Annotated in this window: 16 protein-coding genes; 13 read left to right on the forward strand and 3 right to left on the reverse strand. The window is 70.9% G+C overall.

Annotated features, from left to right (window positions below):
* Positions 1 to 2: 2 nt before the first annotated feature.
* On the reverse strand, positions 3 to 938 hold the full coding sequence (locus EOE48_RS15545) for a GntR family transcriptional regulator (RefSeq protein ID WP_127730691.1): 936 nt from the start codon (positions 936 to 938) through the stop codon (positions 3 to 5).
* Between the two features lie 201 nt (positions 939 to 1,139).
* On the opposite strand from EOE48_RS15545, the gene EOE48_RS15550 reads away from it, so the two are divergent.
* From EOE48_RS15550 to EOE48_RS15580, 7 genes are all read left to right on the forward strand, one after another.
* A complete protein-coding gene (locus EOE48_RS15550; protein WP_127730693.1) occupies positions 1,140 to 2,270 on the forward strand; it encodes a mannitol dehydrogenase family protein in 1,131 nt (376 codons plus the stop codon).
* Positions 2,267 to 2,950 carry an amino acid ABC transporter permease gene (locus tag EOE48_RS15555; protein ID WP_127730695.1) on the forward strand — a complete coding sequence of 228 codons (684 nt, stop codon included), beginning with the start codon at positions 2,267 to 2,269 and terminating at the stop codon, positions 2,948 to 2,950. The genes EOE48_RS15550 and EOE48_RS15555 overlap by 4 nt, the downstream gene beginning before the upstream one ends.
* 9 nt (positions 2,951 to 2,959) lie before the next feature.
* Positions 2,960 to 3,613, forward strand: a complete 654-nt coding sequence (locus EOE48_RS15560) for an amino acid ABC transporter permease (RefSeq protein ID WP_127730697.1) — start codon at positions 2,960 to 2,962, stop codon at positions 3,611 to 3,613.
* Positions 3,597 to 4,325: an amino acid ABC transporter ATP-binding protein gene (locus EOE48_RS15565; RefSeq protein ID WP_127730699.1), complete on the forward strand. Its 729-nt coding sequence runs from the start codon at positions 3,597 to 3,599 to the stop codon at positions 4,323 to 4,325. Before EOE48_RS15560 ends, EOE48_RS15565 begins: the two co-directional genes overlap by 17 nt.
* 20 nt (positions 4,326 to 4,345) lie before the next feature.
* Entirely contained in the window at positions 4,346 to 5,122 is a 777-nt protein-coding gene (locus tag EOE48_RS15570; protein WP_127730701.1) for a transporter substrate-binding domain-containing protein, read from the forward strand.
* Positions 5,123 to 5,512: 390 nt separating this feature from the next.
* On the forward strand, positions 5,513 to 6,523 hold the full coding sequence (locus tag EOE48_RS15575) for a zinc-binding alcohol dehydrogenase family protein (RefSeq protein WP_127730703.1): 1,011 nt from the start codon (positions 5,513 to 5,515) through the stop codon (positions 6,521 to 6,523).
* A gap of 2 nt (positions 6,524 to 6,525) precedes the next feature.
* A complete protein-coding gene (locus EOE48_RS15580; protein WP_127730705.1) occupies positions 6,526 to 8,049 on the forward strand; it encodes a UxaA family hydrolase in 1,524 nt (507 codons plus the stop codon).
* 12 nt (positions 8,050 to 8,061) lie between these two features.
* On the opposite strand, the gene EOE48_RS15585 is transcribed toward EOE48_RS15580, so the two are convergent.
* A complete protein-coding gene (locus tag EOE48_RS15585) occupies positions 8,062 to 8,700 on the reverse strand; it encodes a hypothetical protein (RefSeq protein ID WP_127730707.1) in 639 nt (212 codons plus the stop codon).
* 161 nt (positions 8,701 to 8,861) lie between these two features.
* Here EOE48_RS15585 and EOE48_RS15590 point away from each other — a divergent pair, with 161 nt between their 5' ends.
* The 6 genes from EOE48_RS15590 (at position 8,862) to EOE48_RS15615 (ending at position 17,066) form a co-directional block, all read left to right on the forward strand.
* Positions 8,862 to 9,599, forward strand: a complete 738-nt coding sequence (locus tag EOE48_RS15590) for an ImuA family protein (protein WP_127730709.1) — start codon at positions 8,862 to 8,864, stop codon at positions 9,597 to 9,599.
* Entirely contained in the window at positions 9,517 to 11,019 is a 1,503-nt protein-coding gene (locus tag EOE48_RS15595) for a DNA polymerase Y family protein (RefSeq protein ID WP_246154452.1), read from the forward strand. Before EOE48_RS15590 ends, EOE48_RS15595 begins: the two co-directional genes overlap by 83 nt.
* Positions 11,016 to 14,189: an error-prone DNA polymerase gene (locus tag EOE48_RS15600; RefSeq protein WP_127730711.1), complete on the forward strand. Its 3,174-nt coding sequence runs from the start codon at positions 11,016 to 11,018 to the stop codon at positions 14,187 to 14,189. Before EOE48_RS15595 ends, EOE48_RS15600 begins: the two co-directional genes overlap by 4 nt.
* Positions 14,190 to 14,489: 300 nt before the next feature.
* Positions 14,490 to 15,074: a TerD family protein gene (locus tag EOE48_RS15605; RefSeq protein ID WP_127730713.1), complete on the forward strand. Its 585-nt coding sequence runs from the start codon at positions 14,490 to 14,492 to the stop codon at positions 15,072 to 15,074.
* A 55-nt stretch (positions 15,075 to 15,129) separates the two neighbouring features.
* Entirely contained in the window at positions 15,130 to 16,377 is a 1,248-nt protein-coding gene (locus EOE48_RS15610) for a TerD family protein (RefSeq protein ID WP_148239787.1), read from the forward strand.
* Between the two features lie 110 nt (positions 16,378 to 16,487).
* Positions 16,488 to 17,066, forward strand: coding sequence for a TerD family protein (locus EOE48_RS15615; protein ID WP_127730717.1), 579 nt, complete (start codon positions 16,488 to 16,490; stop codon positions 17,064 to 17,066).
* Positions 17,067 to 17,106: 40 nt separating this feature from the next.
* Here EOE48_RS15615 and EOE48_RS15620 read toward each other — a convergent pair whose 3' ends face one another.
* On the reverse strand, positions 17,107 to 17,652 hold the full coding sequence (locus tag EOE48_RS15620) for an adenine phosphoribosyltransferase (RefSeq protein WP_127730719.1): 546 nt from the start codon (positions 17,650 to 17,652) through the stop codon (positions 17,107 to 17,109).
* Positions 17,653 to 17,663: the final 11 nt, after the last annotated feature.

Below are 17,663 nucleotides of genomic sequence, written 5' to 3' on the forward strand. Positions count from 1 at the left end.
TCCTAACCGGAAGGCGTTGCCGGACCGTTGCTGGTGCGCCCGTTCAGCGGACCGGTGGCGAGCGACCGCAGCAGCGTCGCCCGGGCGGTGCGCAGATGCGCCCGGCACTTCGCGTCGACGAGGCGCAGGTCGCGCGAGCGCAGGGCCGCGATGTAGTCGAGATGCTCGGTCAGCGCGACGCGGTTGCGCTCCTTCTCGTCGGCCTTGTCCCACTGGTAGTGGTAGTGGAAGATCATCGCGATCACGTCGTAGAAGTCGCGGATGAAGCGGTTGCGCGACGCCTCGTGGATCAGCCGGTGCAGCCGCTCGTCGAGATGCGAGAAGTCGGTGTAGCGCGCGTCGATCTCCGCCAGCAGCCGGTGATGCTCGGCCTCGATGGCGTCCAGCGCCGCCCAGGCCGGTGAGGCCGGGTCGAGCTCGACGAAGCGGTGGGCCGAGCGCAGCTCGAACATCTCGCGGATCTCGTAGATCTCGGCGGCGAAGTCCGGCGTCACCCCGGCGAAGATCCAGCCGCTGTTCTCGCGCCGCTTGAGCAGCCCGTACTGGCTGAACCGGGTCAGGAACTCCCGCACCGCCGTGGTCGAGGTGCCGAACAGGCGCGCCAGTTCCGAGGCGTGGACGACCTCGCCGGGGCGGCAATCGCCATGGAGCACCCACTGCATGAACTTGCGCTCGACCACCTGCGCCACCGTCTCGGTCTGCGGGTCGGGGAAGTAGTCGCCGGGCACCGGGTGCCGGTGCAGGGCCCGGCGCGGCCCCTCCGCCCGGGTGATGCCGGTCTCGGTCAGCCCCGCCAGCACCGCCCGCACGGTGGTGCGGCTGACGTCGAGGGTCCCGGCCAGCTCGGCCTCCGAGCACGGCCACTCGCCGAGCGGCCGGCCGGCGAGCAACGCGAGGCACTGGTTGTGGGCCCGCTTGTAGACGGTGTTCGCCTTCATCCGGTCGCGTCTCCTCCCGCCCCTTAAAGCCTGCCGGGCCGGCGCCGTCCACGGGCCTCGCGTCGTTCCTTGAACATAAAATACCGATTGACAGCCCGGCGAGGCTCGGTTCTTTATGCATGATAATACAGAACACCATCCCGGAGAGGACACGTCCATGACCCATCGTGCTCCCACGCGCCCGCGTGCCGGGGCCGCCGCATGAGCCGGCGGATCATCCAGTTCGGCACCAGCCGCTTCCTCCAGGCCCATGCCGCGCTGTTCGTCCACGAGGCGCGCGAGGCCGGCCAGGATTGCGGTCCGATCACCGTGGTGCAGACCTCCGGCGACGCCTCCCGCGCCGGGCGGGTCGCGGCCTTCGGGGCGCCCGGCGGCTATCCGGTGATCGTGCGCGGCATCGAGGACGGGGCGCCGGTCGAGCGCCGGGTGATGGTCGGGAGCATCGAGCGCGGGCTCTCGGCGGCGGCCGACTGGGAGACGCTCGCCGCCCTGTTCGCGCAGGCCGCGTTCGTCGTCTCCAACACCGGCGACACCGGCTACGCGGTCGCCGGATCCGACCGCGGCCCGGTCCTGCTCGACGGCCGCGTGCCGGCCTCGTTCCCCGGCAAGCTCACCGCCCTGCTGCACCGCCGCTGGCTCGCCGGCGGGCGGGCGCTCACCGTGCTGCCCTGCGAACTCATCAACCGCAACGGCCGCGTCCTCCAGGGCCTCGTCCTCGACCTCGCCGCCGAGGCCGGCGCCCCCGAGGCGTTCCGCGCCTGGCTGCGCGAGGGCGTGATCTGGACCGACACCCTCGTCGACCGGATCGTGTCCGAGCCGCTGGAGCCGGTCGGCGCCGTCGCCGAGCCCTACGCCCTTTGGGCGATCGAGCGCCGGCCCGGGCTGGTCCTGCCCTGCGAGCACCCGTGCATCGTGCTCGCCGACGACCTCCAGCCGTTCGAGCGCCTGAAGCTGCACATCCTCAATCTCGGCCACTCGTTCCTCGCCGAGATCTGGCAGCGCGAGAGCCGCTTTCCGGCGGAGACCGTGCGCGAGATCCTGGCCGACCCGGCGGTTCGGCCGCGGCTCGACGCGCTCTACCGCGACGAGGTCGTTCCGGGCTTCGCCGCCCGCGGCATGGGCGAGGCGGCGGGCGCCTACGTCGCCGCCACCATGGACCGCTTCCTCAACCCGTTCCTCGACCACCGCCTCGCCGACATCGCGCAGAACCACGCCACCAAGGTCGCGCGCCGGGTCGGCCCGTTCCTGGCCTGGAGCCGCGAGGGCCGCGGCGCCCCGGCGACGCCGGTGCTCGACGCGCTGGCGGCGCGCTACGCCGGGACGGCGGCATGACCTACCAGTTCGACTTCTCCGCCCTGCTGCCGTTCTGGCGCGACTTCGCCGACGGCGTCTGGCTCACGCTCCAGCTCTCGGCGGTCTCCACGGTGCTCGGCTTCGTCGGCGGCGCGCTCTGCGCCATCGCCCGGGCCGACGGCCCGCCCTGGCTGAAGCGGATCGTCGGCGCCTATGTCGAGGTGATCCGCAACACGCCGCTGCTGGTGCAGATCTTCCTCGTCTATTTCGGCATCGCGGTGCTCGGGCTGCGGGTCGACGCCAACGTCGCGGCGGTGCTCGCGCTCGTCGTCAACGTCGTGGCGTACACCTGCGAGATCATGCGCGCCGGGATCGAGAGCGTGCACAAGGCGCAGATCGAGGCGGCCGAATGCCTCGGCCTCACCCGGGCGCAGATCTACTGGCACGTGGTGCTGCGCCCGGCGATCGAGCGGGTCTACCCCGCCCTGGTCAGCCAGTACGTGCTGCTGATGCTCGCCTCGTCGATCTGCTCGCAGATCTCGGCCGAGGAGCTGACCGCGGTCGCCAACCGGATCCAGTCCGACACCTTCCGCAGCTTCGAGACCTACATCGTCGTCGGCCTCGTCTACCTCGCGCTGTCCTTCGTGGTGCGCTGGGCGTTCTGGGGTTTCGGCCTCCTCGTCTTCACCCGCCGGCGCAAGCTCGGCACGGCGCTCTAGGAGGTCGCGATGCCCACCTTCGGCCTCGGCCACCTCTGGTTCCTCGTCGTCGCGGCGGGCTGGACCCTCGCGCTCTCGGCCATCGCGTTCCTCGGCGGCGGCCTGATCGGCTTCGGCATCGCGCTCGCGCGCATCTCGGACCGCCGCTGGCTGCGCGCCGCCGCCACCGCCTACGTGCAGGTGGTGCAGGGCACGCCGCTGCTGATCCTGCTGTTCATGATCTATTTCGGCCTCGCCATCGCGGGCTTCGACCAGCTCCCGGCGCTGATCGCCGCCGGAGCCGGGCTCACGGTCTATGCCTCGGGCTTCCTCGGCGAGATCTGGCGCGGCTGTCTCGAATCGGTGCCGAGGACCCAGTGGGAGGCCGCCGAGTGCCTCGCGCTCACCCGCTGGCAGCGCCTGACCCGGGTGATCCTGCCCCAGGCGATGCGCATCGCCACCGCTCCGACCGTCGGGTTCCTGGTCCAGATCGTCAAGAACACCTCGCTCGCCTCGGTCGTCGGCTTCGTCGAACTGTCCCAGGCCGGCAAGCTCATCAACAACTCGACCTTCCAGCCCTTCACCGTCTTCATCGTGGTCGCGGCGTTCTACTTCATCATCTGCTACCCGCTCTCGGCCTGGAGCCGCGGGCTGGAGAGGAGGCTCAATGTCGGCCGTCGTTAAGCTTGCCAACGTGCACAAGAGCTTCGGTCCGGTGAAGGTCCTCGACGGCGTGTCGTTCGAGGTCGGCCGCGGCGAGGTGGTGGCGATGATCGGCCAGTCCGGCTCGGGCAAGTCGACCGCTCTGCGCTGCATCAACGCCCTGGAAACGATCGAGGAGGGCGCGATCGAGGTCTGCGGCCACCGGATCCACGACGACACCCTCGACAAGCGGGCGCTGCGCCAGGACGTCGGCATCGTCTTTCAGAGCTACAACCTCTTCCCGCACCTCACCGCGCTCCAGAACGTGATGCTGGCGCCGACCTGCGTGAAGAAGATCGGGCGCAAGGAGGCCGAGGCGCTCGGGCGCGACTGCCTCGCCCGGGTCGGGCTCGCCGAGAAGGCCGGGCACTACCCCGAGCAGCTCTCGGGCGGGCAGCAGCAGCGGGTCGCCATCGCCCGCTCCCTCGCCATGAGGCCGAAGGTGATGCTGTTCGACGAGGTCACCTCGGCCCTCGACCCGCAGCTCACCGGCGAGGTGCTCAAGGTGATGGAGGATCTCGCCCGCGACGGCATGACGATGATCCTCGTCACCCACGAGATGGGCTTCGCCCGCCGGGTCGCCAACACCGTCATCTACATGCGCCAGGGCCGGATCTGGGAGTCGCTGCCCGGGTCCGAACTGGCCAACCCCCAGACCGCCGAGCTGCGCGACTTCGTCGGCAGCGGATTGTGATCGAGAAGGACTTTCTTTCGATGAAGCGCAGGACCTTCCTGGGCGGCCTCGCCGCCTCGACCCTCGCGATGCCGGCGCTCGCCGACACGCTCGACACGATCCGCGGCCGCAAGAAGCTGCTGATCGCCCTCGACCTCGGCTCGCCGCCCTTCGGCATGACCGACGGGTCGATGCAGCCGACCGGCTCGGACGTCGAGACCGCCCGGCTCCTCGCCGCCGACTGGGCGCTGCCGCTGGAGATCGTCCAGGTCACGAGCCCCAACCGGGTGCCGTTCCTGCTCACCGGCAAGGCCGACATGGTCATCGCCAGCTTCAGCGTGAACGAGGAGCGCCAGAAGGTGATCGACTTCTCCGATCCCTACGGCGTGATCCAGGCGGTGATCGCCGGGCCGAAGGGCCGCGAGGTCAAGGACTACGCGGCGGTGGTCGGCAAGCGGCTCGGCACCACCCGCGGCAGCACCAACGACAAGGAGGCGACCACCCGGGCGCAGGGCGCCCAGATGGTGCGCTACGACGACGACGCGACGCTCATCACCGCGATGGTGTCGGGGCAGGTCGACATGGTGGCGACCTCGCCGCAGGTGATGAACACCGCCAACGCCCGCAACCCGCCGGTCCCGTTCGAGACCAAGATCGTGATGCGGACCTTCCCCTACGCGATCGGCCTGCGCAAGGGCGAGACCAAGCTCCAGACCGCGCTGAACGAGTGGGTGCGCACCAACCTGCGCAACGGCAAGCTCAACGCGATCTACAAGACCTATCACGGCGTCGACCTGCCGGCGGAGATGCTGGCGTAGGGGCTTCACGGACGCCCTTCGGACTTGTCTCTTCCCTGAAGCCAGGAAGGCTGTCTGGCGAAAAGACAATGCGCGGGTCTTCTCCTCTCCCCGCGGGCGGGGAGAGGGCTGTGCTCCCGTTCAGGGAGCGCAGCGAGCGCGATCCGTCAGGATCGCCCCGAGGGTGAGGGGGGGCTTCCGGACGAGACTCCTCCGGCACCACCCCCTCACCCTCGCTCCGGCTGCGCCTACGCTCGCCGCTCGCACGACAAGGTGCAAGCGGCCCTCTCCCCGCCCGCGGGGAGAGGAGAAGATCAGCGCCAGTCCCGACCCCGAACGGTCCTCCTTATCCGAGGAGGGATCGAGCAACGGGACGCTTCCCCCACCCCCTTGCTGAAAGACCCCCACCCCATGAAGGCGCTGATCTGCGACGAGCCCGGACGCCTGCGACTGGTCGAGCGGCCGGATCCGGTGCCGGCCGAGGGCGAGGCGCTGGTGCGCATCCGGCGCGTCGGCATCTGCGGCACCGACTTCCACATCTACCAGGGCAAGCATCCGTTCCTGCAATACCCGCGGGTGATGGGCCACGAACTCTCCGGCACGGTCGAGCGGGCGCCGGCCGGCAGCGGCCTCGCACCGGGCCAGACCGTCTACGTCGTGCCCTACCTGTCCTGCGGGCGCTGCATCGGCTGCCGCAAGGGCGTGACCAACGCCTGCCAGGCCATCAGCGTGCTCGGCGTCCATTGCGACGGCGGCATGGCCGAACTCCTCAGCGTCCCGGCGGGCAACGTCGTGCCGGTCGGCGACACGCCGCTCGACGACGCCGCGATGATCGAGTTCCTGGCGATCGGCGCCCACGGGGTGAAGCGCGGCGGGATCGGGCCCGACGACCGGGTGCTCGTCGTCGGCTCGGGGCCGATCGGCATGTCGGCGGTGATCTTCGCCAAGGCCCGCGGCGCCCACGTCACCGTGATGGACCTGCGCGAGGACCGGCTCGCCTTCACCCGCGACACCCTCGGCGCCGACGCGCTGCTCGTCGCCGAGGCCGAGGCCGAGGCGAAGGCCGCCGCGGCCACCGGCGGCGACTTCTTCGACTGCGTCATCGACTGCACCGGCAACCGGGCGGCGATGCAGCGCGGCTTCGGCTTCGTCGCCCATGGCGGGCGCTACGTGCTGGTGAGCGTGGTGCGCGACGACATCACCTTCTCGGACCCCGAGTTCCACAAGCGCGAGACGACGCTGTTCGCCAGCCGCAACGCCCAGCCGGACGACTTCGCCGAGGTGGTGCGCCAGATGCAGGCCGGCCGGGTGCCGACCGCCGCCCTGCGCACCCATCGCGGCGCCCTGAGCGACGGGCCGGACCTGTTCCGCGACTGGCTGCGGCCCGAGGCCGGGGTCATCAAGGCGATCCTGGAGCTGTGACCATGACGGCACCCCGCACCCTCCGCCTGCACGAGGCCGACAACGTCGTGGTCGCGCTCGACGCGATCGCGCCCGGCACAGTGCTGCCCTCCGGCCTCGCCGTGACCGAGCGGGTGCCGAAGGGCCACAAGCTCGCCACCGCCGGCATCCGGCCGGGCGAGCCGGTGCGCAAGTTCGGCCAGACCATCGGCTTTGCCGGCCAGCCGATCGCGCCCGGATCGTGGGTGCACGAGCACAACGTCGCGATCCAGGACTTCGCCCGCGACTACGCCTTCGCCAGCGAGGTGCGGGACGACCGCCGCCTGCGTCCCGGCGAGGTGCCGGCGACCTTCGAGGGCTTCCGCCGCCCCGGCGGGCGGGTCGGCACCCGCAACTACATCGGCATCCTGAGTTCGGTGAACTGCTCGGCGACGGTGATCGACTTCATCGCCGACGAGATCACCCGCTCCGGCGTGCTCGCCGACTACCCCCACATCGACGGCGTGGTGCCGTTCACCCACGGCACCGGCTGCGGCATGGGCGCCAGGGGCGAGGAATTCGACCTCCTCGCCCGGACCCAGTGGGGCTACGCCAGCCACCCGAACTTCGCCGCCGTGCTGGTGGTCGGCCTCGGCTGCGAGGTGTTTCAGATCCCGCGGCTGAAGCAGGCCTACGGCATCGCCGAGGGCGACCACTTCCGCAGCCTGACGATCCAGGAGACCGGCGGCACCCGCAGGAGCATCGCGGCCGGCGTCGCGGCGATCCGCGAGATGCTGCCCGCCGCCGACCGCCACCGGCGCGAGAGCGTGCCGGCCTCCGAGCTGATGCTGGCGCTGCAATGCGGCGGCTCCGACGGCTACTCGGGCCTGACCGCCAACCCGGCCCTCGGCGCCGCCGCCGACCTGCTGGTGCGCCACGGCGGCACCGCGATCCTGTCGGAGACGCCGGAGATCTACGGGGCCGAGCACCTGCTGACGCGCCGGGCCGAGAGCCGCGAGGTCGGCCAGAAGATCGTCGACCTGATCGCGTGGTGGAAGGACTACGCCGCCCGGGCCGGCGGCGAACTCAACAACAACCCTTCCCCGGGCAACAAGGCCGGCGGGCTGACGACGATCCTCGAAAAATCCCTCGGCGCCGCCGCCAAGGGCGGTACCGCGACCCTGCGCGGCGTCTACCGCTACGCCGAGCCGGTCGATCGCCGCGGCCTCGTGTTCATGGACACCCCCGGCTACGACCCGGTCGCGGCGACGGGCCAGGTGGCGGGGGGCGCCAACGTGCTGTGCTTCACCACCGGGCGCGGCTCGGCCTATGGCTGCAAGCCGACGCCCTCGATCAAGCTCGCGACCAACAGCGAGATCTACCGCCGCATGGAAGAGGACATGGACATCGATTGCGGCGACATCCTCGACGGCGTGTCGATCGAGGACAAGGGCCGGCAGATCTTCGAGACGGTCCTGCGCGTCGCCTCCGGCACGCGCACGAAGTCCGAGGATCTCGGCTACGGCCGCAACGAGTTCGTGCCCTGGCAGATCGGCGCCACGATGTAGGGCGCGTCTCCGTCAGGCCCGCGCCGCCGCCCGCCGGTACAGGTCCAGGTCGGAGGCGTTGAGTCGCTCGACATAGGCGCGCAGAGCCGGGCTGTGGGCCGCGTCGGCGGGCGGATTGCCGCGATTCCTGTGGATGACGGCGAGGTCGAGCCCGAACGTCCGGTTCAGCCGGGCGACGAAGCCCGGGTAGTCGTCGAGCACGCCCACCACCGCGAGGGCGTCGGGATCGACCGGGCCGAGCGCCCGGGCCTGAACGTTCTGGTTGCGCGGATCCTCGATGAACGCCTCCAGGCTCAGGTCGGTCCGGCCCTGCGCCCGGGCGGAAGCGTAGTGCGACAGCACTCGGTCGTAGGGGCGACGCAGCAACGTGACGGCGCGCCGGGGGTCGAAACACGGGAGATGACCGGCACTCAGGTGGCTGGCGTAGAACGCGACCCCGGTGCCGGACACGTAGTCCGAGATCATCCGCAATCGCTCGCCGACCGGCACGTCGTCGCGGCACTCCATCACCTCGCGGGCGAACGGGTGCGTACTGGGGTCGTCCTTGCCGTAGAGCAGGAAGATCCTGCCGGCCGGGAAGGCGAGACCGGCGGCATGGCACAGGCTGGCGCCGCCGGACCTGGGAACGTGGAGGAAGAACAGCGGCGCCATGGGACGGCCTTTCGCGCGGGCGGTTCCCCCTATCCGGGCCGCCAATCGGGCCGGGTGATGGCGGAGGCCGCTTTTCGCCCAAGCTTGCGGATTGACTCCCGCCACAACCAGAACAAAATAGGAACAAGCAAGGGGTTGTGCCGGGCAGCGACGGGCATGGGATGGGACTGGCCGAACGAGAGCGGCGGATCGCGGCCTTGCGCGAGCGGATCGGCGGACTCGCCCCCGAGCGCGGCCGGCCGGTCGTGGCCTTCGGCGTCGACGCGATCGACGACCACCTGCCGGGCGGCGGCCTGCGGCTCGGCGCGCTGCACGAGGTCGCGGAGGCGGGACCCGCCGCCGAGCACGCGGCGCTGGCGGCCCTGTTCGTCGGCGGGCTCCTCGCCCGCCTCGCCGGGCCGGTGCTGTGGTGCCTGCCCGGGCGCGACCTGTTCGCGCCGGGCCTCGCCGCGGTCGGGCTGCACCCCGACCGGGTGCTCTACGCCGAGACGCGGCGCGAGACCGAGGTGCTGCCGACCATGGAGGAGGGCCTGCGCCACGGCGGCGTCGCCGCCGTGATCGGCGAGGTCGCCCGCCTCGGCCTGACGCCGTCGCGGCGGCTCCAGCTCGCCGCCGAGGCGACCGGCAGCCTCGCGGTGGTGATCCGGCGCTGGCGCCGCGGCTCGCCGGAGCCGGGCGCCGCCCTCACCCGCTGGCAGGTCGTCGCGGCGCCCGCCCCTCCCCCCTCCGCTCCGGGCCTGACGCGGGCCCGCTGGACCGTCGAGCTCGTCCGCGCCCGGGGCGCCGAGCCGCGGTCCTGGCTCGTCGAGGCTCCCGATGCGCAGGGTCGTCTCCGTCTATCTGCCGACCTGGCCGACCGACCGCTGGCGGCGCCGCAGCGGCGGGCCGCCGCCGGATGAGCCCCTCGTCACCGTGGCGCAGGACGGGCCGCGCCGGGTGCTCGCCGCGGTCGACCGTGCCGCCTGGGGGCTCGGGCTGCGCCCCGGGATGAGCGCCGCCGAGGCCCAGAGCCGCGTCGCCGGCCTCGTCGTGGTCGAGGCCGCCCCCGAGGACGACCTCGCCGGGCTCGCCCGCCTCGCCGACTGGTGCCTCGCCTACTCGCCCCTCGTCGCCCTCGACCCGCCGCTCGGCCTGTGGATCGAGAGCGCCGGCGCCGCCCACTTGCACGGCGGCGAGGCGCGGCTGCTCGCCGATCTGTGCCGGCGGCTGCGCGCCGGCGGCCTCGCCGCACGGGCGGCGGTGGCCGACACGCCGGGCGCCGCCTGGGCGGTGGCGCGGCTGCCGCGGGCCGGGCGGATCGTCGCCCCCGGGCGCCAGGGCGCGGTGCTGGCGGAACTGCCGCTCTGGGTGCTGCGGGTCGAGGCCGGCACGGTGGCGCGCCTGCACCAGCTCGGCATCGAGCGGGTCGGGCAGCTCGCCGCCCAGCCCCGCGCCCCATTCCGGCTGCGCTTCGGCGAGGGGGCCCTGCGCCGCCTCGATCAGGCCCTCGGCCACGCCCCCGAGCCCCTGGCCTACCGGGCGCCGCCGGAGACCCATGCCGTCCGCCTCGCCTTTCCCGAACCGATCGGCGCCCCCGAGACCCTGGCCCGGGTGGTGGCGCGGCTGAGCGAGGCCCTGGCCCAGGACCTGGAGCGCCGCGCCCTCGGCGGGCGGCGGTTCGACCTCGTCTTCGTGCGGGTCGACGGGGCGCCGCAGGCGGTCAGCGTCGGCACCGCCCGGCCGAGCCGCGATCCGCGCCACCTCGCCGGCCTGTTCGCCGAGCGCCTGTCCCTCGTCGATCCCGGCCACGGCATCGACGAGGCCCGGCTCGCCGCCGTCCGGGTCGAGCCCCTGGACGCGCGCCAGATCGCGGCCCTGGCGGACGATACGGACCCGGACGGGATGGCCCTGCTGGTCGACCGCCTCGCCCTGCGGCTCGGCCCCGGCCGGCTGTTTCGCGCCGCCCCGGTCGAGAGCGAGTGGCCCGAGCGGGCGGTGCGGCGGGTGGCGCCGCTGGCGCCGGCGACCGGGGCCTCCTGGCCAGCCGGCCTGCCGCGGCCGGGCCGCCTCATCGATCCCCCCGAGCCGGTCGTCGCCCTGGCGGCGGTGCCCGACGCCCCGCCCGGCGCCTTCACCTGGCGCGGCGCCCGCCGCCGGGTCGTCGCGGCCGACGGACCCGAGCGGGTGTTCGGCGAGTGGTGGCGCAGCGACGCCGAGGCGTCGGCGTTCCGCGACTATTACCGGGTCGAGGACGAGTCCGGCGCCCGCTACTGGCTGTTTCGCGACGCTCCCGCGGCCGAGGGCGGGCGCTGGTGGCTGCACGGGCTCGGTGAAGCATGAGCGTCGAGATCCAGGTCACGACGCATTACTCGTTCCTGCGCGGCGCCTCCTCGCCCGAGGAGCTGTTCGCCGCCGCGAACCTGCTCGGCATCGCCGCCCTCGGCGTCACCGACCGTCACTCGGTCGCCGGGCTCGTGCGGGCGCACGCGGCGGCGAGGACCACCGGCTGCCGCCTCGTCGCCGGCTGCCGCCTCGACCTGTCCGGCGACGGGGCCGGCATCGCCGTGCTGGTCTATCCCGTCGACCGGCCGGCCTACGGCCGGCTCTGCCGCCTGCTGACTCTCGGCCGCGAACGCGAGGGCAAGGACGGCTGCCGCCTGACGCTCGCCGACCTCGATGCCTGGGGCGATGGGCTGCTCGCGGTGCTGCTGACCGAGGGGCCCGAGCCGGTGCCGGCCCGCCTCGCCGCTCTGCGGCCGATCTTCGGCTCCCGCCTGTCCTGCGGCCTCACCCGCCGCTTCGGCGTCAACGACCATCTGCGCCTCGCCGCGGTCGCGGCGGCGGCGCGCACCGCCCGGGTCCCGGTCGTCGCCGCCGGCGACGTGCTCTACCACGAGCCCGGCCGGCGGATGATGCAGGACGTCGTCACCTGCATCCGCCTCGGCCGCACCATCGAGGCGGCGGGATTCTCCCGCGAGCGCCATGCCGGGCGCCACCTGCAGCCGCCGGCCGAGACCGCCCGGCTGTTCGCCCGCCATCCGGAGGCGCTGGAGCGCGCCGCCTGGATCGCCGCGACCTGCCGCTTCTCCCTCGACGAACTGACCTACACCTACCCGGACGAGGCCGAGGGCGGGCTCACGGCGCAGGAGCGGCTGGAGGCCCTGACCTGGGCCGGCGCCGCCGAGCGCTACCCCGGCGGCCCGGTGCCCGACGGGGTCGCGATCCAGATCCGCAGCGAGCTGACGCTGATCGAGCACAAGACCTACGCGCCGTACTTCCTCACCGTCGAGGCGATCGTCCGCTACGCCCGCCGCCAGGGCATCCTGTGCCAGGGCCGCGGCTCGGCGGCGAATTCCGCCGTCTGCTACTGCCTGCACATCACCGCCATCGACCCCGTCAAGGAAGGGCTGCTGTTCGAGCGCTTCGTCTCGGCCGAGCGCGACGAGCCGCCGGACATCGACGTCGACTTCGAGCACGAGCGCCGCGAGGAGGTGATCCAGTGGATCTACGCCACCTACGGCCGCCACCGGGCGGCGCTCGCCGCGACCGTCATCCGCTACGGCCCCCGGGGCGCGGTGCGCGAGGTCGGCAAGGTGATGGGGCTGCCCGAGGACGTCACCGCGGGCCTGTCGCGGCTGGTCTGGGGCTGGTCGCGCGACGGCGTCGGCGAGGACGAGGCGAGGCTGCTCGGCCTCGACGTCTCGGACCGCCGCCTCGCCCTCACCCTCGACCTCGCCCGGGCGCTGATCGGCACGCCGCGCCATCTCGGCCAGCATCCGGGCGGGTTCGTCCTCACCCTCGACCGGCTCGACGAGCTGTGCCCGATCGTCCCGGCCCGGATGGAGCGGCGCCAGACCCTCGAATGGGACAAGGACGACATCGACGTGCTCGGCTTCATGAAGGTCGACGTGCTCGGCCTCGGCATGCTGGGCTGCCTGCGCCGGGCCTTCGACCTGCTGCGCGAGCACAAGGCGCACGAGACCCCGCCGCAGGACATCGCGGGCATCCCGCAGGGTGACGCGAAGACCTACGCGATGATCCAGGCCGCCGACACCCTCGGGGTGTTCCAGATCGAGAGCCGCGCCCAGATGGCGATGCTGCCGCGGCTGAAGCCCGAGAATCTCTACGACCTCACCATCGAGGTGGCGCTGGTGCGGCCCGGGCCGATCCAGGGCGACATGGTGCATCCCTACCTGCGCCGCCGCACCCGCAGGGAGACGGTCGAGTATCCGAGCGAGGCCCTGCGCGAGGTCCTGCACCGCACCCTCGGCGTGCCGCTGTTCCAGGAGCAGGCGATGCGGGTCGCGATGGTCGCCGCCGGCTTCACGCCCGCCGAGGCCGACGGCCTGCGCCGCGCCATGGCGACGTTCAAGTTCACCGGCAAGGTCGCGCTCTACCGCGACAAGCTGATCCGCGGGATGATCGACAACGGCTACACGCGGGACTTCGCCGAGCGCACCTTCCGGCAGCTCGAAGGCTTCGGCTCCTACGGCTTCCCGGAGAGCCACGCCGCCTCGTTCGCGCTGATCGCCTACGCCTCGTCCTGGCTCAAGTGCCACCACCCCGAGGTCTTCTGCTGCGCCCTGCTCAACGCGCAGCCGATGGGGTTCTACGGCCCGGCCCAGATCGTGCGCGACGCCCGCGCCCACGGCGTCGCCGTGCGCCCGATCGACGTCAACGCCTCGCGCTGGGACTGCACCCTCGAACCGGCGGAGAGCGGACTGGCGGTCCGGCTCGGCTTCCGGATGGTCAAGGGCCTCGCCAACCGCGACGGCGCCCGGATCGCCACCTGCCGCGAGGCCGAGATCTTCCGCTCGGTCGAGGATCTGTGGCGCCGCGCGGCGGTGCCGCTGGAGGCGCTGGAACACCTCGCCGCCGCCGACGCCTTCCGCTCGCTGGGCCTCGGGCGGCGCGAGGCCGTGTGGACGATCCGCGGCCTCGCGCCGGTCCCGCTGCCGCTCTTCGCCAGCGCCGACCGGCGCGAGGGCGCGATGCGGCCGGAGATCGCCGAGCCGGTGGTGCGGCTCTCACCCCTCAACGCCGGTGCCGCGGTGGTGGCCGACTACCGCAGCGCCGGCCTGACCCTCGGTCGTCACCCGGTCGATTTCCTGCGCCCCGACCTCGCCCGCGACGGCATGGTGCCGTGCGCCGCCTTGCGCCGCCTGCGCGACGGCGCGCGGGCCACCGTCGCCGGGCTGGTGCTGGTGCGCCAGAAGCCCGGCTCGGCCAAGGGCGTGCTGTTCATCACCCTGGAGGACGAGACCGAGGTCGCCAACCTCGTGGTCTGGCCGGCCCTGTTCGCCCGCCAGCGCACTCTGATCCTGTCGGCCGGCATGATGGCGGCCCGCGGCCGGGTCCAGCGCGAGGGCGACGTGATCCACCTCGTCGCCGAGCACCTCATCGACCTCTCCGACCTCCTCGCCGATGTCGGCCGAAGGGGGGCGGTGGAGGAGGTCCCCGACGCGGCACCGGAGGGCGGCATCCGGATCAGGACGCGGGATTTCCGGTGAGCCAGCGCCAAAACGACGATATGAGTACTCTATTTTCTTGCCGCTAGAAAAGACAATGATCGTAATTGCTGATTAAATATTATCAGTTATCAGAACAATCCATGCAAAATTTCAAGTACGAATCTAAATTTTCTTGTCAAGATCGAATGATTAGAATTCCATAGTGCTTTTAGTTTCGATAGATTTTCTGCTTTGCGCGATTGATCATTCTTGACACACCCGTTCATGCACGTATCATAGAGGTAAGCAATGTCATGCATTGCATGATGCGGAAGAATTGTCGGGGAGGGCAGGCATTCCATGGCGATTTCCCTCAGCAAAGGACAATCCATCGACCTGCGGAAACAGGCTCCCGGGCTTACAAGAGTGCGCATGGGTTTGGGCTGGGACCCGGTCAAGAAGGGTGGTTTTTTCAAGAGATTGTCGGGCCGCGAGAACAGTCCGATTGACCTCGATGCCTCCTGCCTGCTGTATGACTCCGCCCGCCGCCTCGGCGATGCAGTCTGGTACGGTCAGTTGCAGTCGCGGGATGGCTCGGTCAAGCATTCAGGCGACAACTTGACGGGCGACGGCGACGGGGACGACGAGACGATCTTCGTGGATCTCACGCGTCTCGCCTCCTCCGTCGCCGCGCTGGTTTTCACGGTCAATAGCTTCCGCGGTCAGACATTCGACGAAGTCGACAATGCAGTATGTCGTCTCGTCGACGACGTCTCAGGACGCGAGATTGCCCGCTTCGATCTGAGGGAACGAGGCGCCCATACCGGCGTCGTCATGGCGGTCCTGTCGCGGGTTGGGGATACATGGTCGATGAAGGCGGTCGGCAAACCGGCCAACGGACGGTCGGCGCGAGACATGGACTCGTTCGCCTCCGCGGAGATCTGATCCGCGTGAATGAGCGCCCAGCACCTGCTTGGCACCCGCCGAGATGGAGTCCCACGTGATCGAACTGACCAAAGGCGGCAACGTCGCGGTGGAAGCGGCCACGCCTCGCGTCTCGATCCGCTGGCGAGCGTCCGATCCCAGTCTGAGCGAGATGGACGTGTCGGCCTTCGTTCTGCGGGAAGACGGCCGGGTGTCAGGTGATGCCGACATGATCTTCTACGGTCAGCCAGTCGGAGCCGGAGGGGCAGTCTGCCTCGAACAGGCGGGCCGGCCGACAGGGGACGGAGGCTTCGAGACCACGCTTCTGGTCCGTCTCACCGACCTCCCCCCGGAGGTCGAGCGAGTGGCGGTGTCGGGTTCTCTGTCTGTCGACCCTGCCGCGAGCCTCACCTTCGGGCGGGTCGAGGAACTCGACGTGGCCGTCCTGCACGGAGATAGCGCTGCCTGCCGCTTCCGGGTGCCGGTCGGCGGCGCCTCCGAGACAGCCCTGATCCTGGGAGAATTCTACCGCCGCAACGGCGCATGGAAGTTCCGCGCGATCGGGCAGGGATTCACTGGCGGTCTCGCGCCGCTCGCCCGGCATTTCGGGGTCGTCATCGCGGAGGATGCGCCCTCGGATGCGGCTCCGGCTCCGATTCCACTTCCTGCACCGGCGCCCCCTCCTGCTCCCCTGCCCGCCCCCATCCGCACGGTGCCGCCCGTTTCGCTCGCTAAGATCACCCTGAGCAAGACGCAGCCCAGCATCGACCTGACCAAGCGTGCAGACGGCTTCGGCGAGATCCGCATCAACCTGAACTGGACACGGCCGGCCAACCGCGGCGGGCTGTTCGGACGGATGGCGAAGGGCGTCGACCTCGATGTCGGCTGCCTGTACCAGCTACAGAATGGCGAGAAAGGGACGGTTCAGGCCCTCGGCAACGCCTTCGGGGCCTACGATAAGTCGCCCTACGTGGCGCTCTCGGGCGACGACCGCACCGGCGCGGCCGCCGACGGCGAATGGATCCGGATCAACGGACGTCGCTGGAGCGACATCCGCCGTGTCCTGCTCTACGCCTACATCTACGAGGGTGCCCCGAACTGGGCCGCAACCGACGGCATCGCGACGGTCTACGTTCCGGCCTCCTCCCCGATCGAAGTTCGCCTCGACGACGGCCGTCCCCTCAGTACCTGCGCCATCGCGCTGATCGAGAATACCAACGGGACGATGCGCATCTCACGCCAGATCGGCTACTTCAACGGGCAATCCGAGATGAGCAAGGCTTTCCGGTGGGGGCTGACCTGGAAGGCCGGCTCCAAGGACTAGACGCGCACCGAAAGCCTGTCACTGGCGATCCAGGCGTCGGTCGCCGTCTCGATCTGACCGTCCTGTGGACCGCGTTGACACATACCTCCTCAAAACAAGGAACCCTTACGATGGCGATCAGTCTCTCCAAAGGCGGCAACGTCAACCTCAGCAAGACCGACCCGAACCTCAAGCGGGTGCGTCTCGGCCTTGGCTGGGACCCGCGCTCGACAGACGGCGCTGCCTTCGACCTGGATGCCTCCGCGTTCCTACTCAAGGCTGACGGCAAGGTCCGGTCCGAAGCCGATTTCATTTTCTACAACCAGCTCAAATCCTCGGACGGTTCGGTGGAACACGCTGGCGACAACCGCACTGGTCAGGGTGACGGCGACGACGAGACCCTGAAGGTCGACCTCGGCCGTGTTCCGGCCGAGGTCCAGAGAATCCCGTTCGTGGTCACCATCCACGAAGCTACTTCCCGCCGCCAGAGCTTCGGCCAAGTCGGCAACGCCTTTATCCGCGTCGTCAATGCCGATACGAACCAGGAGATCGCCCGCTACGACCTCTCGGAAGATTCTTCGACCGAAACCGCGATGATCTTTGGCGAATTGTATCGCACGGGGGCCGATTGGAAGTTCCGCGCCGTAGGACAGGGCTATGCCGGTGGCCTTGCCGCCATGTGTAGCAGCTTCGGCATCAGCGCCTCCTGATGCTCACGGCCGTCGCGCCTCTGCCCGGCGCGACGGACCCTCAATGCCCCTCGAACCCGATCAGCGTCCGCACCGGCACGTCGAGGGCGCGCAAGCGGTCGGCGCCGCCGAGGTCCGGCAGGTCGATGACGAAGCAGGCCGCCACCACCTCGGCGCCGATCCGGCGCAGCAGGTTCACCGCCGCCGTCGCGGTGCCGCCGGTGGCGATGAGGTCGTCGACGAGGATCACCCGGTCGCCCGGCTTCACCGCGTCGGAATGGATCTCCATCTCGTCGGTGCCGTATTCGAGCGCGTAGGCGATCGAGACCGTGGTGTGGGGCAGCTTGCCCTTCTTGCGGATCGGCACGAAGCCCGAGGAGAGCTGGTGGGCCACCGCCCCGCCGAGGATGAAGCCGCGCGCCTCGATGCCGGCGACCTGATCGATCCGCCCGCCCGCGAAGGGATGCACCAGCTCGTCCACCGCCCGCCGGAAGGCGCCGGGATTGCCGAGCAGCGTGGTGATGTCGCGAAACACGATGCCGGGCTTGGGGTAGTCCGGGATCGAGCGGATCGAGTCCTTGAGCGCGGAGAGGGTGCGCGAATCCATGGGCGTCGGCC

The sequence above is a fragment of the Methylobacterium oryzihabitans genome (genome assembly GCF_004004555.2).
Taxonomy (GTDB): Bacteria; Pseudomonadota; Alphaproteobacteria; order Rhizobiales; family Beijerinckiaceae; genus Methylobacterium; species Methylobacterium oryzihabitans.